This window comes from Dyadobacter subterraneus, assembly GCF_015221875.1.
Taxonomy (GTDB): Bacteria; Bacteroidota; Bacteroidia; order Cytophagales; family Spirosomataceae; genus Dyadobacter; species Dyadobacter subterraneus.
On the sequence record NZ_JACYGY010000001.1, the window covers coordinates 1,967,321 to 1,982,528 of the forward strand.

Consider the following 15,208-nt stretch of genomic DNA (forward strand, 5'->3'; position numbering starts at 1 on the left):
CTTCCTGTATTCAGAAAAAATTCAGAATCCGCTCATACTTTTATCACCCTCTTGCAATTGTTTTAAAACCCCTTTTTATGTTTCGTAAATTGTTGTTGCTGCAACTGGCTGTTGTTTTGTCGTTGCCCTCATTTAGCCAGCAGCAGGATTCTGTTCAAATCAATCAAAAACTTTCTTTTACCAAAAGTCAGTTATATGTGCCGGGACTTTTAATGGTTTCCGGATTATTTACAACCGTGTTTTTCAAAGATCAGATCAAGTTTAAAATCCGGGATGAGCGCAATAAACAAATTCCGCATTTTCATACCAAACTGGATAATTACATGGAATATGCGTCATTACCCATTGCCTATGGCCTGGATGCCTTTGGAGTTAAATCAAAAAATGATTTTCCTAACAGAACGGCGATTCTGATCAAGGGTGAACTGTTTATGTATGCTTCGGTAACGCTTTTGAAAGGCGTTTCCCATGAAACCCGGCCCGATGGAAGCGACCGTTATTCATTCCCCTCCGGACACGCGGCACAGGCATTTGCCACGGCCACATTTTTAAGCGAAGAATATAAAGACCGGCTTCCATGGATGCCTTATGCAGCTTACACAATGGCAGGCACCACAGGATTATTGCGAATTGCCAATAACCGGCATTATATAGGTGATGTGCTTTTTGGAGCAGGATTCGGGTTTTTGTCAATGAAAATGGCCTATTGGACGCACCAGTATAAGTGGGGAAAAAACAGAAGAAAATCTACGCCGGTCTATTAGCTAATGGAATAAATTGAATAAAAATTATAAAACAACTTTCAATTAAGTGTTGATCTGAAACATTTAATTGAAAGCTGTGTAAATTGGGTTTCTGATATAACTGAACCCATGAAACGAAGAAAAGTTTTAAAAGGCCTATCTACTTTGCCACTTTTTGGCTCCCTTTCCGTGCAGTCGGCTACGGCTGCTCCTTTGAAGAAAAAACGTGATGTAATTGCGGAACTGGGAATCCGCTCCTTCATTAATGCCGCCGGTACATTGACGTATATGTCTGGGTGTATTATGGATGACGAGGTGGTTGAAACAATTGAAAATACTTCCCGGCATTTCTGTATGATTGATGAAGTACAGGATAAAGTGGGAGAAAAAATCGCAAAACTGGTACATTCAGAAGCTGCCATGGTTTCCTGTGGTGCTTTTTCAGCCATGACGTTGGGACTTGCAGGTATTCTTACCGGTCTCGATATCAAAAAAGTTGAACAGCTTCCGCATTTGGAGGGGACAGGAATGAAGTCTGAGGTAATTTGTCAGAAATCCCATAACGAACGCTATAATCACGCTTTTCTTAATACAGGATGTAAAGTTATCGAAGTTGAAACAGTGGAAGATTTTAGGAAAGCGGTAAGTGAAAAAACGGCTTTACTTCATTTTTTGAATATTGAGACGAATCATGGCCAGATCAAACATGAAGAATGGGTGGCGCTGGGAAAAGAATTGAAAATTCCGACTTCTATTGATATTGCAGCAGACGTTCCACCGGTTTCAAACCTTTGGAAATTTAATGACATGGGATTTGATCTTGTCTTTATTTCTGGTGGAAAAGCCATGCGCGGACCACAAAGTGCGGGTATTTTAATGGGAAGAAAAGATATTATTGCCGCGGCCAGATTAAATGCACCGCCAAGAGGTTTCACAATCGCGCGTGGTCATAAGGTAAATAAAGAAGAAATTTTAGGGATGTATGTGGCTCTTGAAAAATTCATTTCCGGTGATCATGATAAAGAATGGAAAGGGTGGGAGAGCAGTATCGCACACATTCAAAATGCAGTAAAAGATATAACCGGAGTTACGACAAAGGTAGCCGTACCGGAACTGGGCAATATTACGCCAACCTTAACGATTTCCTGGGACGACAGTATCGTTAAACTTACAGGCAAGGAACTCAGAGACAAATTGCGCTATGGTAATCCTTCAATTGAAGCCAGTTTTGCCGGTTTGCCACTGTACCACTATCAGGCTGGTTCAGATTCAGTAGACCCCTCACTCGTTGAAACTTTGAAAGGTGAAAATCTGATCAGGGTAACAGCGTGGATGCTTCAACCGGGAGAAGAAAAAATTGTGGCTAAAAGAATAAAAGAGGAATTGTCCTCTGCTATTAAGTCGGCCTGAAATAACTGTTTTTTTATCTGTTATATAATCATTCCGGCTAAATTATAATCCGGAATGATTGCTTTCCGGTGTAAACAGGCATGATTATTTCCATGCTAAAACCATGGATAGCTACATTATAACGATCACTTTAATAGGAATTGCAGCATTGGGAATGGCCTGGATGCCATCTTTTACGAAGAAAACTGGTATATCGGATTCCGTTGTTTATGTCCTACTTGGTGCTGTTTCTTACTATTTCATTGACATACTCCCAAAACCGGATCCGGTTAGATATGAAGATTATACGGTTCATTTTACGGAGTTTGTAATCATTATTTCTATCATGGGCGGAGGATTGAAAATCGACCGCCCATTTTCTCTGCAAACCTGGATCGTTCCTTTTCGGCTGCTTACTATCACCATGGTTTTGTGCATATTTTTGCTGACCATGCTATCTTACCTGTTTCTTCATTTCGACTTTGCATCGTCCCTTTTATTGGGTGCAGCACTGGCTCCGACAGACCCCGTATTGGCGGCGGATGTGCAGGTAGGACCACCATTGGAAAAGAAAAAAGACAATGTCCGTTTTGCCCTGACTGCGGAGGCCGGTATGAATGATGGCATGGGATTTCCATTCACCTGGCTGGCAATTTCCGTGGCATCATTGGGTCCCAATAATGCAGGAAGCATTCTGGAATGGTTTGCTTACGATTTTATATATAAAATAATTGCAGGAATTATCGTCGGTTTTTTATTGGGGAAATTTCTGGGATACCTGATTTTTAATGTATCAAAAAAAACCAAATTCATCAATATCAACGACGGTTTTATTGCAGTTGCATCCGCACTTTTAATATATGGTTTGACCGAACTGGTCCATGGATATGGTTTCATAGCCGTTTTCGTTGCCGCGGTGACTCTCCGGAATTATGAGTTCAAGAATGAATTTCATAAAGATCTTCACAATTTTTCTGATCAGGTTGAACGGATTTTAGTGGCCGTCGTTTTGCTGGTTTTTGGTGGAAGTCTTATCCATGGCATATTAGGTTCTCTGACGTGGGAAATGGCCGTGGTGGGGATAATATTTATATTCCTGATCCGCCCGTTCAGTGGAATCGTTGGGTTAATGAATACACATCTTCATTTTAAAGAAAAACTGGGAATCAGCTTTTATGGTATCCGGGGACTTGGTTCATTTTATTATCTGTCTTTCGCCCTCAGCCAGAAAGATTTTCTTTACAGCAATGAACTCTGGTCGATTGTATCGTTCATCGTTTTATTGTCAATCATAGTACACGGACTCACAGCAACACGGGTAATGAGAACACTGGAAAGCAAGTTTTCTGAGGAAATATCGCTTTGATTTATAGTTGGTTTTTCTGTTAGTTAATGAGTTTTTATTACCCGTCCGACGGCAAAAAAAGCCGTCGGACGAGTTGGATCTCCCGTCTGATGGCTTTTTTCGCCATCTGACGGATAGTGAAAATTGGAGTACGGTGGGAAATAAATTTTATAATTAATATCCTTGATGTGTTTAATTAGTTAACTATCCGAGGGATTGTCAGTTTCTTCAAACAAAAATGGCCATTTCTGCAAGAGAAATGACCATTTAATTTGTAATAAGCAATTAGTCAGGTTATTGTCTTTATGACAAACTATCAGTGTCCTCTGCGATAACGCCCTTCATGCCAGACATATTTATTCCGTTTCCATCTGTAATTGCCAGGAACCCAAACATGTCTGGGAGACGGAGCGACTGGAATTACTTCCACACGTGCCGGCGGCGGTCCTGGTCTTCTTCTTTCGCTAACACAGCTGAATACCAGCATGGTGAATAAAAGAAATATACTGTAAGCAGCGAATTTTTTTAGATTTTTCATAAAACAGTAAGTTGATGATTTATAAAACTTCATTTCTGCCAGAAATCTTCACGAGTCATTACTTTCCGGCCATAATACTTGGATTATGAAATTTGAAAATGGTTTAAAGTAACCATCAAAATATTTAACCTTTATGCCATTTTTTTGAAATGAATAATTTTAAGGAAGCAAACTGGTGTAAGTTTTAATTTGATCTTTTAATGTGCGGAATAAATACTACTGAAAGTCGCTATGAAAGATAAAATATATCCACCAGATCACGCCAAAGTGCTTTTCACTGATGCGAGAGGTGTGGGCCGGGAGGTACTTATGTGATGGACATGAATGCTTATTTAGAATCAGTTACAGATTATAATGCACAGGATTGAAGCAATGTTTTCCCGGAAAATACAAATGTACAGTGGGAGTATCTGCAAACTGAAAATTCGGATTCGGAACTCATCACCGTTTTGTGATACCGTTTAGTAGAAATTTAAGATACTGATTTTAGAAATATTCTTGAAAATAGCCATTGGGAGATAATCAGCGGTATATCACAGGTAGTGAAAAATATTACCTGAAAATTTCTTATCTTATAAGCTCTTGTTTTTCTACTTCTTTATGATACATTTGTACTATAACACACTTACTAAGTGTGTAGAGGAGGGTAACATATATAAGAATCTCGGGCTTCCGGGATTCTTTTTTTTATGTCAAGTAATCTGATTCAGAATGTTTTATCCACTTTTAAATCTGATATTTAATAAAATAGATCAGAAATTCCAGGTTACGAATGAAGACTCAAATTTTGGTATGAAGCTATAATTTTATCAACGGCTTGATTTTGTACGCTAAATCTGGTTTCTCCCGGCTTTGATATTTTTGTGTATATTTGGTAGAAAGAGGTAAAAAATCGCGAAATGGATATTCTCAAAAGAAATAATGTAATCTTATTGGGAAGTGGCACCGTACCGATGATTTTTGCCCATGGTTTCGGCTGTTCCCAGCACATGTGGAGGGAAGTGTGGCCTGCTTTCGAAAAAGATTTCAAGATTATTTTATTCGATTTTACGGGAAGCGGCAATTCGGATCTGACATGCTATAATAGTGAAAGATATTCGAATCTGAATGGCTATGCCGAAGATGTACTTGATATTTGCAAAGCGCTTGATTTGAAAAATTCCATTTTTGTCGGGCATTCCGTCAGTAGTATGATCGGCGTTTTAGCAGCTATTAAAGAGCCGGATTTTTTTCAGGATCTGATTTTACTGGCACCTTCCCCGAGTTATATTAATGATCAGACTTACCAAGGCGGTTTTGAGCGAAAGGACATAGAAGATCTGCTCTCTATGATGGAGAAAAATTACGAAGGCTGGGCGGGATTTCTTGCACCTGCTATGATGAAAAATTCGGAAAACCCGGCTCTTGGTGAAGAACTTACAGAAAGTTTTTGCACCGCAGATCGCGCTATTGCCAAAGAGTTTGCAGAGGTTACCTTTTATTCCGATAATCGGAAAGATCTGTCAAAAGTGAAACATACATCTTTAATTTTGCAGTGTTCGGATGATCTGATTGCGCCTTTGGAGGTTGGACAATATCTGCATAACAATCTAACCAACAGTACTTTTAAAGTTATGCAAGCAACCGGCCACTGTCCGCACATGAGCGCCCCGACGGAGACAATTGAATTAATGGATCAGTATGTAAGACGACGCAAATGAACGATTTTTCAGATGCTGAGAAAATTCTTCACGCCATGCCCTGCGGCTGTATTATTTTCGGCGATGACGGAATAATCTGTTTTGTCAACGACACTTTATGTCAACTTCTCGACTTCAAAAGCGAGGAATTAATCCAGCAAAAACTGGGGATAATTTTTACAGTATCAAGCCAGATTTTTTATCAAACCCAGCTTTATCCGCTCATCCGCTTAAAAGGAAAAGCAGATGAAATTTTTCTTTCACTAAAAATGAAACAGGGTACTATCCTGCCTGTAATGCTTCACGGCAAAACCACCTTTTGGAATCAAAAACCGGCATATATTTTCATTTTTACTACCGTTTTTGAGCGGCAAAAACATGAAGATGAACTGTTGCGGGCAAAGCAGGAGCAACAATTGGCAATTCAGGAAAATGGAGTCCTTATCGGGTTGAAAACTGAACTGCAATTGCAACATCAAATCCTTGATCAACAGCTTTCAACTCTCAAACAACGGAATCTGGAATATATTCAGCTTAGCAAGGTTTTGTCCCACGATATGCAGGAGCCGATCCGCAAAATTGATATTTTTGCAGGCATTTTGCACGGCCATATACACGAAGGTAAAGGCGAGTTAACCTTACAGAAAATACATAAATCCGTTGCCCGGCTCCGCAGTTTAACCAGTAGTCTCCATCAATTTGTTGAACTGGATTTGACAGATGAAGGTCCTTCCCAAATCAATCCAGGCGAATTGATCAATGAAGCCTCTTCCAGAATTAAAACAGAACTACAATTTGCTGATTTCAATCTTGAAATGGATACGCTACCATTGTTTGAAGGCAGAGCAGCTCAGATGGAAATCTTGTTTTTTGAGCTTTTCAAAAATGCAGTTCAAAATCGAAGTTTGGAAGAATTGCTGGTTATTAAAGTCAGGGGAGTTCTTATTGAAGAAAACAGTTTTAAATCAGCCAACGACAAATATCGCTACACGGAACATATCAGACTGGAAATTTCCGATAATGGAATTGGTTTTGATAATGCTTATAGCGCTTACATTTTTGAATTGTTCAACAAACTGCATAAAAATTCAGAAGGTTCGGGCCTTGGTCTGGCACTTTGCAAGCGGGTTGTTTCTTCACATTATGGCAGCATTACGGCCCGTTCACAGGAAGGAAAAGGAACAAGTATCATTATAATTCTTCCGGTTTTGCAGCAGGTGTGATAAATTTGCTTTTTGTAAGCTACTTCATAGCAAACTAATCAGTTTTATGCCAAATCCGCTTATCACCTATTTAGAATTATTTCGATCTCTATCTTATCAGGAGCAGCAGATTATTTCCGATTATTTTGAATCGAGAAAATTTAAGGAGGGCGAATATCTTTTTCAATCGGGCAAGGTTTGTAAAGACTTTTTCTTCATTTGTGATGGCGTACTCAGAATTGTTGTTCTAAATGAGAAAGGCTCGGAAGTCACGCATTTCTTTTTGAAGGAAAATACTTTTTGTACAATACTCAATAGTTTTAACAATCAGGTTGTTGCTCAGGAGAGTATTCAAGCAGCTTGTGATACGGAAGTTTTGGCAATCACTAAAACAAGATTGTATGAACTCTATGAAAAAATTCCGGAGCTCAAAGGGCTTATTCACCAGATCACACAACAGGCGCTACTGGATAAAATCGGTATAAGAAATGCTTATCTCGGACAGGATTCCACGACGCGCTACAAGCTTTTTATGATGCGTCAACCCGAAGTCGCGCTCCGCGTTCCTTTAAGCGATGTTGCCTCTTATCTTGGGATCACACCGCAGTCATTAAGCAGGATTCGTAAAAATATTCGATGATTTAAGCTGAAAATATTCATCATTTCAAATTAACAATTCTTTTGCATCCTGATTATTTATGATTTATCAATCAGGGTGTTTTTATCAAAACCTTTGAATACGAATTTTTGTCATCGTTAATTTTTAAAATGTAATTTCCCGCCGTTAAGCCGGGGAAATTCTTCATCTCATAACTTGTTTCACCAGGGAAAAGATATTTTTGCCCTCTCTTAATTGCTCTTCCCTGAATATTGTAAAGCGTAAAATGAACCAGTCCTTTGTTCTGGGTTTTTATCGAAAATCGCAGGTAATCTTGAAATGGGTTGGGCCAGATATTGATATCGGGGTTAGCCAATGCATTGAGATTAAGTGCTACAATTCTCGAATAAATGATGTTATCCGAATTGTCGGGCATTTTTACTCTGTAATAAAATGCAGGCACGTTTTGTTCTGCAATTTCTTCACTGAAAGTATATTTGTTGTTTCGCGATGACGGTCCGTTTTCGGGAATTTTTCCAATACTTTTAAAATCTTTCGCGTTGATACTTTTCTCAATATCAAAGGAAAAGCCTCCATCTTCATCCGTAGTTTCCCAAGCCAGAATGGCCTTGTTATTTTGCCTGTTTACATTTATGGAAACGAATTTGACCGGCAAAGGTGTTACAGGAACAAAATTTACCAGATAATCTTCTGTTTCTCCCAATGAAAGATTGTCACAGGAATTAAAGTTTTGATAGAAATAATTTGATCTGATACGAATTCTGGTGGTGAGAGAAATTTGATTATCCGGAATTTTAAAGGTTCCTGAAAAGCTGGCGCTTGGTGAAGTTTTTGTTTCCGCAATTAACTCATCGGCAGAAAGCTCGCCATCATTATTATAATCAATCCAGGCCTTAATGTGCTGAGCAAAGTTATAGCCAATCAACGAAAAATTAAATGCATAGCTTTGTCCGATGACAAGCTGAGGAACAGGAGCTGAGGAATTAAAAGTATAACCGCCCGTTGCGCAATCCGAGCCTACACTTAATGGAATATTATTAATTGAAATAGAGTTTAGTCCGACGCCTATGGCTTTGGAACACTGATCAACTGGCTGACAATAGGTTGGTTGATCATTATTCGTAGCGAAAGTTTGGATTTCCGTATACGCTGAACAGTTGCCTTTTACCCGCCAGTTGTAAGTAGTATTAGGGAGTAAATTGGAAAGCAGTATCGAATTTTTTGTAGTCTGAATTTCAGTCCAGTTTCCTGTTGAATTTTCTGTTTTATATTGAATGGTATGACTGGTATTCGATCCGCTGAAATTCCATTGCAAACGTGAACTCCGGGCGGCGATGTTATAAGCCAGCAAGTCGGAAGGCACACTGTTTGAAACAGGTAAGGCTTCATTATTTGAAATTCTGCTGCGTATAAGATTTCCCGGCATCGGGCCAAAACCCAGTGCTAAATTGATACCAATGCTTGTGTTTTGACAATAGCTCATAATCGTGCCACCATTTACCGGAGTTGGTCCGGGAGCGCAATTTCCTTCAACCGGCGCGCAGTTGTCGATAGCCCCGCCCGGCCATGTGCAGGAGTGGGTGTGAGGCGAACCAAGATTATGGCCAAGTTCGTGGGTAAAGACTTTTACATCCCAGGAGTAAGCAGGGACAATTTTGTAGTTTCCGTAAATCATGTTCACACCATACGCTTTGTTACGGTCGTCCATGGCTTCCATATTGGCGTTTCCTCCACCCAAATTCCGGCAGGTTAAAAGATGCGCAAACTGCCCGGGAAAATTATTGTTTTTGGCATTCCAATAACTCTGAAATACGTTTAAGGCGTCATCCAGATTGGTTTGACTTGACGCATAAGGATCAAGTGTGTCCCAAATGTATAATCCTGAAATACGAAAAGCAATATTCTCGGCGCTAAACAAAGTCGCTACCTGATTGAACAACCCAAGGACATAAGCTGTCACATTAGCTTTGCTCCCGAACTTATCGTAGACAGTTTTGTCTGTTTCTATGTAAACACCCAGGTATTTGCATTCGTTTACTTCTGTTTCTTCTGCTACACGCAGGTTTTTTCTTTCAGTAAAATCCTTTTCTATTGAACCGCATAAAAACTGAAAGTTGGTAGTAATATCATCTTCATAGTAGAGAATATAACTCGTTTCGCTCGAAGCCGGATCTTGGTTTTTTCCTAAAATCCTGGTACCGGTACTGTCAATGATCATCCCGGACAACTCATTGTTTACTAAGCTTAAAGAGGCCAATGAATGCTCGTCGCCTTTTATTTTTCCCCGATAAAACTTGCTTTGATCAAGAATAGCCTGGGTTTGATTTTTATCAGTTGTATTGGTAATGTTAAAATCAGAGGAAGTGATGATAATCGGCGCCAGTTCCAGTTCAATTGGCAAATCTTCAATACCAGGAATTTCAATTTCCAGACTTTGTTCCTTTTTTGCAGTAAGGTCCCGGAATAGATTAACATTGAAACTTAGAGAAATCAAACGAGGATTTTGTTGGATTCCTTTCAGCTGAGTAGTTGAATTTTTTGTAAGAAAAGTCTTTGATGCCGAAATATCACTTATCGGTTGCTCTCTTTCTTTTGATATTTTTACAGACTGCGCCAGTGCGAGATTCACAGTCAAACAAATCAGCATTATACTAGTAAAAGTTCTAATCATTCGTTCTTTGTGGTGGTAGGTGTATTCTTTCAAAACCGCTTTTTACAACGATGTCAAGAATTTGTATAACAAAGAGATAAAGTTAAAACTTTTGAGTACATACTGTTGAATTTAAGTCATTTACTTATATTATTATTAAAAAATTAATAAACCAGTTCCTCCCAAAACGGCAGGAATAATCAATTTTGGGACCCAATTTTCTGCGCCATTGGAACGAAAATGCAATCCGGAAATCCTTTTTCATCGCTCGGATTCCTTTAATTAATTCTAGTATCATAACCGGACTTTCCGATTCGGTATCGTGACTTTCAATTCTGTCAAGCAGGTGCTGCGGTATACTTAATGCTGGAATTCTTTCAAAATATGCAATCTTTCTGTTACGCTAAAAGGGAAAATCACACCAGTACTTTCTGCCAATTAATCGGTTTCTAAAAACAAATGTTTTTTCATCTTTTAAAGATTCCCCAATTGTGCAAACCGTTTTCTTTACCATTTTTCAGAATCCAGGGAGTACCAAAATCATCCGATATATTTAGCTGCTGGCCATTAGCTTTTGGCTTTTTGGTTTACGACATTTTGAACCTTTAACAATATACGTAATGGGTCCTGCCGAGACTTTACAATCTTCGGTCTTCTTCTTTAATGGCCAGCTCGTTGATGCTTGCGAATCTTTTTTGCATTAATCCGTTTTCGTCAAATTCCCAGTTTTCATTTCCGTAGGCACGGAACCATTTTCCATCTTTGTCATGGTACTCATATTCAAACCGAACGGCGATACGGTTATCTGTAAATGCCCAAAGCTCTTTTTTTAATTTGTAGCTTAGTTCTTTTTGCCATTTTGTAGATAGAAATTTTACGACTTCTTCGCGGCCATTTATGAATTCAGAGCGGTTTCTCCACTCGGTATTTACAGTATAGGCGAGGGATACTCTTTCGGGATCCTGACTATTCCAGGCATCTTCTGCAAGCTGGACTTTTTGTGTTGCAGTTTCAAAATTAAACGGCGGTAAGGGAAGTTTCTGTATCATAGTGATGAGTGAAAAGTGATTGTATTATTGATTTTGCCGAATGAACCGGCCAGGCATTGGTAAATAATTTGCTCTCTATGATAGCACTTTCAAAAAGGAAATAAATATGATCACTGTCAATATTCGTATCCTTTAAAGTATTTCTGAAAAAATCCTGAACTTCGTTTTTATGTTGTTGAATAACAGTAAGTAAAACGGTATTTTCCTTCGGAATTTCAGATAGCATATTTAAAAATGAACAACCTCTGTATTCCTCTTTTTCATTCATTAAAGTAATGAAATCAAATGCTGCCAACACTTTTTCTTCTGCACTTTCCGATGTCGAGGTTGATTCTACAAGATTACTAAACCAGAAAATATGACGCTCATTCAGATAGGCTACGGCCATTTCTTCCTTGGAGCGGAAATGCTGATAAAGACTCGACTTTCCAACTCCCGATTCTTCAACAATTTGATTTACACCGGTGGCATTATAACCCTGATAATGAAACAAGTTTGACACTGTTTCCAAGATCCGTTCTCTGGGTTTTATCTCATTGTGTTTCATAATCTTGATATTCGAAAACAGAATAGTCCGTTTTTTTTGTTCGGACAAATATATGTATGCCCGATCCGGGTTCAACTGTAATAGTCAATGCATCTATGGTAGTAATCAGGGGAAAACAAGTGTTTTGTGATGCGTATAGGGCACAGAGTGTGAACAGTTTATGTTTATGAAAGCAACATTTGGTATGATCTGTTGTAGTCTTCCCGAAGCTGGGTAATTGATTTGGTGTTGACTGTTTGAACCCAAATATCAATCATTTGGAATCAGTGTTGAGGATAATGGTCTAGTTTTGACCAGCAGTATGAACACAATATATTTGAGCTTTTCCATAGATCGCGTACCAGAAATCAATATGAAGGAACCGGAATTGGCCTGGCGATTTGTAAGAAATTATTATCTAACCACGGCGGATTTATTTCAGCCCAAAGCGATCCGGGAGTTGGATATGTCTCCAATATATTCCTGCCTTATCAGTTGTAAATATCTTGTCACTTGACTTAATTCAGATTTAGACCAACAGCCAAACCTAAATATGGCTTGCCCTGATAGATCCAGAAATCTTTATTTTTATCCAGCAAATGGTCAATCGCACCGATAAGACCAAAGGTGAATTTGTTTACGCCCATTACCACAGCAACTCCTTTCGACCAGATCAGGCCGTCATATTCAATTGAAATCTGATTGTTTGTAACCCATGGATTCATGGCAGTAGCGCCAAACCCTGTGATAAAACCTCCCGAGATTCCAAAATGAGCAATTTTTTGACTGATCTTCCCTACAGGATTTGTTTTGTATGACAACCGGTAAGTGTCATTGCGATATCCCAGGTAAAGAATTCCATTGACATTGTTACTGAACTGTTTAGGAAATGACTGAGTCGATGGGCGAAACTTTATAGGAATTGTCATGAAATCGATGTCAAAACTGTTTTGCCAGTATTTATGACTTCCCGCTTCCTTTCCGGTATTTTTTAAAGTGTATGATTTCAGTGGTTTTACTGTCGTAGGAGGTAACCGGTGCCAGCCCTTTTTTAGCGAATAAACCGCAATGGAATCATTTGTATTTTCGATATAAACATGCTGTTTTTGATTATTTATTTTGGTTAAATATACACCGTCGTCAAATTTGAATTTCGGTGAATCTTTCAAGCCGGCACATCCACTAAGTAAAGTCACAAAAAAAAGTATAAAAAGAAAAAGAGCTGATGAAGTTTTAGTGCCGGTGTGATAATCTTGTAATGTTGAATTCATAAATGGCTGTAAGCTATGGTTAAATTAAATAGTTGTTAAAAGAGGTCTGATTTTAGCGTTTTCCAGGAAAAACAAAATACCGGGCACAAAATTTGATATCAGTATTCTATAAAAAATTTTACAACCATCCACTAAATAATTATACCTATGCCGAATAAAGCAAGCGCTGCGTTTGAAAAAATCGCAACAAAAATTACAAACTGGACAGGGAGTTCGCCAGCATTCATTACTGCATTTTTAATTATTCTTGTCTGGGGAGTAATGGGGCCGGTTTTTAAATATTCGGATACGTGGCAGCTGGTGATCAATACCTCGACCACAATTATTACTTTTTTGATGGTGTTTATTATTCAGAAATCCCAGAATAAAGATTCTAAAGCCGTTCATCTTAAACTGAATGAATTGATTGCGGCAAGCAGACACGCCAGTAACCGGATGGTTGATATTGAAGATTTGACAGAAGATGAGCTGAATGTATTGCACAAGTTTTACCAAAAATTGTCGGATATTTCAGAAGACGATCAGGACATTCATCATTCTCATTCCATTGATGCGGCTGAGGATTTACAAAAGGAAAAGAACAGTTATAAAAGAGTAAAAAAATCAGATAATGTAGAGGAGAATTGATAAAAAATGACCCGGAACTTCTTGTTCCGGGTCATTTTTTGATATGCTGGCAGGTGGTTGATGTTTTTATTTCGATTGTCTCAGATAGACATTATTACTAATCGATTCAAGTTTAATTTCCGGGCCGCCGCCGTTCATTGTTCCTTCCAACAAATATCCTACAATTGGATTTTTCTGTTTTTTGTCTTTATAATCAATCGTGAAATCCGTATAAACTTCTCCGGTAATTGTTTTCATACCAAGGTTGGCACCTTTTGATTTTGGCCAGCTCATATCTACAAATCCACTGATTGTTTTTGCATTAACAGCGGCTGTTGCGCCTTCAATGTCAATATTTCCGTTGATCGTTTCCAACACAAGTTTTGCCTGTCGCGGAAGAAAAACCTGGTAATTGATTTCGCTGCATACATAATACCGCTTTCCGTCTTTTTCGGAATTGTAGGTGAATTTCTTCTCCGGACAATCCGCTGCCTCTCCTTTTGAAAGAATTTCCTGATCCAGATCTGTCTTAAGTGATAATTGCTGAGCAGTTGAAGCAGTGGTGACCGTTAGGGCATCGTTCAATTTTCCACCATTGATCATTGCCGAAATATGCACAGAAACTTCCGCCTTATCCCAATACCGTACTTTGATACTATCTCCAAACCGCAAATTAAGATTTACAGTTTGAGCGGAGTTGAAAGGTAATTTTTTATCAATAATCTTTTGTGAAAGTGCCTGACCAGATATTAAAACCAGGAGCAGATAAATATAATTTTTCATAGCTAATAAGATCAAGGGTTTGTATTTATTTCTGTTTCCGGATGTAAATATTATTGCTGATCGTGTTCAGCTGAATTTCCACGCCACCGCCATTGGTTGCACCTTTTACCGTGTTTCCCATACTGATTTTAGACATTCCATTTTTCTCGTTTTTCAGACCAAGGTCAAAGTCAGTGTATATTTCACCATTAATGGTTTGCAGGCTAAGCGAAGATTTTACGGAAGCCGGAAGCGAAACATCGATTGAGCCACTGACTGTGGAAATTGCTGACGGTTTGGTCTGGTTCAGGTTTTCGTAAACTACCTTTATTGAGCCACTTGTACTGTTGGCTACAATGGGCCCGGTCACCCGCAGCAAGTCAATATCCGCACTAAGTGTACTTACTTCCAAATCACCGTCCATATTGCTGATTGAAAGACTTGAACCTCCCTGCCAATTAGTTTCCTGAAATTTCACATTAACTTTTTTTGGAATACGAATAGTATACTTAATGGATTTTCTGACTGCCTTTTCAATTTTGGTGGCACCGTCTTCTTTCGTTACGGACAAGCCAATTCCTGTGTTGTCTTCCACTCCAAAGTAAACTGGTTTTAAACCTTTCGCCCGCTCGGGAAGCGGATCGATCTTGGAAGAAGCGACAATAGAAATCTCGTCTGAGTTGGTGCCTTCTATGGTGATTTCGCTTGCATTCATTTCAATAAGTACTTTTTGGTCTTTTGAATTGGCAAGTTTGGTTTTGAATTCCTGTGCATGAACGTGTGTTGCGAGCCAAAGAATTACAGCAATTAACAAGGTGATTTTTTTCAT

General features: G+C 38.8%; 15 protein-coding genes. 8 read left to right on the forward strand and 7 right to left on the reverse strand.

The window, feature by feature from the left end:
- Positions 1–77 precede the first annotated feature (77 nt).
- The 3 genes from IEE83_RS08095 to IEE83_RS08105 all read left to right on the forward strand — a co-directional run bounded on the left by IEE83_RS08095 (position 78) and on the right by IEE83_RS08105 (position 3,498).
- Positions 78–764: a phosphatase PAP2 family protein gene (locus IEE83_RS08095; RefSeq protein WP_194120098.1), complete on the forward strand. Its 687-nt coding sequence runs from the start codon at positions 78–80 to the stop codon at positions 762–764.
- 108 nt (positions 765–872) lie between these two features.
- Positions 873–2,153 (forward strand): aminotransferase class V-fold PLP-dependent enzyme, encoded by a 1,281-nt coding sequence (locus IEE83_RS08100; protein ID WP_194120099.1) that lies wholly within the window; start codon positions 873–875, stop codon positions 2,151–2,153.
- A 103-nt stretch (positions 2,154–2,256) separates the two neighbouring features.
- A complete protein-coding gene (locus tag IEE83_RS08105; RefSeq protein WP_194120100.1) occupies positions 2,257–3,498 on the forward strand; it encodes a cation:proton antiporter in 1,242 nt (413 codons plus the stop codon).
- Positions 3,499–3,793: 295 nt separating this feature from the next.
- Here the strand turns inward: IEE83_RS08105 and IEE83_RS08110 are convergent, their stop codons facing one another.
- Positions 3,794–4,015, reverse strand: a complete 222-nt coding sequence (locus IEE83_RS08110) for a hypothetical protein (protein WP_228101722.1) — start codon at positions 4,013–4,015, stop codon at positions 3,794–3,796.
- Between the two features lie 899 nt (positions 4,016–4,914).
- Between IEE83_RS08110 and IEE83_RS08115 the strand changes: the two genes are divergently transcribed.
- The 3 genes from IEE83_RS08115 to IEE83_RS08125 are packed head-to-tail and all read left to right on the forward strand — an operon-like array spanning position 4,915 to position 7,536.
- Positions 4,915–5,715 (forward strand): alpha/beta fold hydrolase, encoded by an 801-nt coding sequence (locus IEE83_RS08115; protein ID WP_194120101.1) that lies wholly within the window; start codon positions 4,915–4,917, stop codon positions 5,713–5,715.
- The gene (locus IEE83_RS08120; protein ID WP_194120102.1) at positions 5,712–6,917 is read left to right on the forward strand and encodes an ATP-binding protein; all 1,206 of its coding nucleotides are present in this window, start codon (positions 5,712–5,714) and stop codon (positions 6,915–6,917) included. Before IEE83_RS08115 ends, IEE83_RS08120 begins: the two co-directional genes overlap by 4 nt.
- A gap of 46 nt (positions 6,918–6,963) precedes the next feature.
- Positions 6,964–7,536, forward strand: coding sequence for a Crp/Fnr family transcriptional regulator (locus IEE83_RS08125; protein ID WP_194120103.1), 573 nt, complete (start codon positions 6,964–6,966; stop codon positions 7,534–7,536).
- 70 nt (positions 7,537–7,606) lie between these two features.
- On the opposite strand, the gene IEE83_RS08130 is transcribed toward IEE83_RS08125, so the two are convergent.
- The 3 genes from IEE83_RS08130 to IEE83_RS33410 form a co-directional block, all read right to left on the reverse strand.
- Positions 7,607–10,144, reverse strand: a complete 2,538-nt coding sequence (locus IEE83_RS08130) for a M12 family metallo-peptidase (RefSeq protein ID WP_310588572.1) — start codon at positions 10,142–10,144, stop codon at positions 7,607–7,609.
- A 659-nt stretch (positions 10,145–10,803) separates the two neighbouring features.
- On the reverse strand, positions 10,804–11,214 hold the full coding sequence (locus IEE83_RS08135) for a nuclear transport factor 2 family protein (RefSeq protein ID WP_194120105.1): 411 nt from the start codon (positions 11,212–11,214) through the stop codon (positions 10,804–10,806).
- A complete protein-coding gene (locus tag IEE83_RS33410) occupies positions 11,183–11,716 on the reverse strand; it encodes a TetR/AcrR family transcriptional regulator (protein ID WP_310588573.1) in 534 nt (177 codons plus the stop codon). The genes IEE83_RS08135 and IEE83_RS33410 overlap by 32 nt, the downstream gene beginning before the upstream one ends.
- Before the next feature lie 357 nt (positions 11,717–12,073).
- Between IEE83_RS33410 and IEE83_RS33540 the strand changes: the two genes are divergently transcribed.
- A complete protein-coding gene (locus IEE83_RS33540; RefSeq protein ID WP_194123339.1) occupies positions 12,074–12,241 on the forward strand; it encodes an ATP-binding protein in 168 nt (55 codons plus the stop codon).
- A gap of 17 nt (positions 12,242–12,258) precedes the next feature.
- On the opposite strand, the gene IEE83_RS08150 is transcribed toward IEE83_RS33540, so the two are convergent.
- A complete protein-coding gene (locus tag IEE83_RS08150) occupies positions 12,259–13,011 on the reverse strand; it encodes a hypothetical protein (RefSeq protein WP_194120107.1) in 753 nt (250 codons plus the stop codon).
- Positions 13,012–13,158: 147 nt separating this feature from the next.
- On the opposite strand from IEE83_RS08150, the gene IEE83_RS08155 reads away from it, so the two are divergent.
- Complete coding sequence (locus tag IEE83_RS08155; RefSeq protein WP_194120108.1) at positions 13,159–13,638, forward strand: low affinity iron permease family protein; 480 nt, start codon at positions 13,159–13,161, stop codon at positions 13,636–13,638.
- Positions 13,639–13,704: 66 nt separating this feature from the next.
- Here IEE83_RS08155 and IEE83_RS08160 read toward each other — a convergent pair whose 3' ends face one another.
- Positions 13,705–14,400: a DUF4097 family beta strand repeat-containing protein gene (locus IEE83_RS08160; RefSeq protein ID WP_194120109.1), complete on the reverse strand. Its 696-nt coding sequence runs from the start codon at positions 14,398–14,400 to the stop codon at positions 13,705–13,707.
- 25 nt (positions 14,401–14,425) lie between these two features.
- A complete protein-coding gene (locus IEE83_RS08165) occupies positions 14,426–15,208 on the reverse strand; it encodes a DUF4097 family beta strand repeat-containing protein (protein WP_194120110.1) in 783 nt (260 codons plus the stop codon).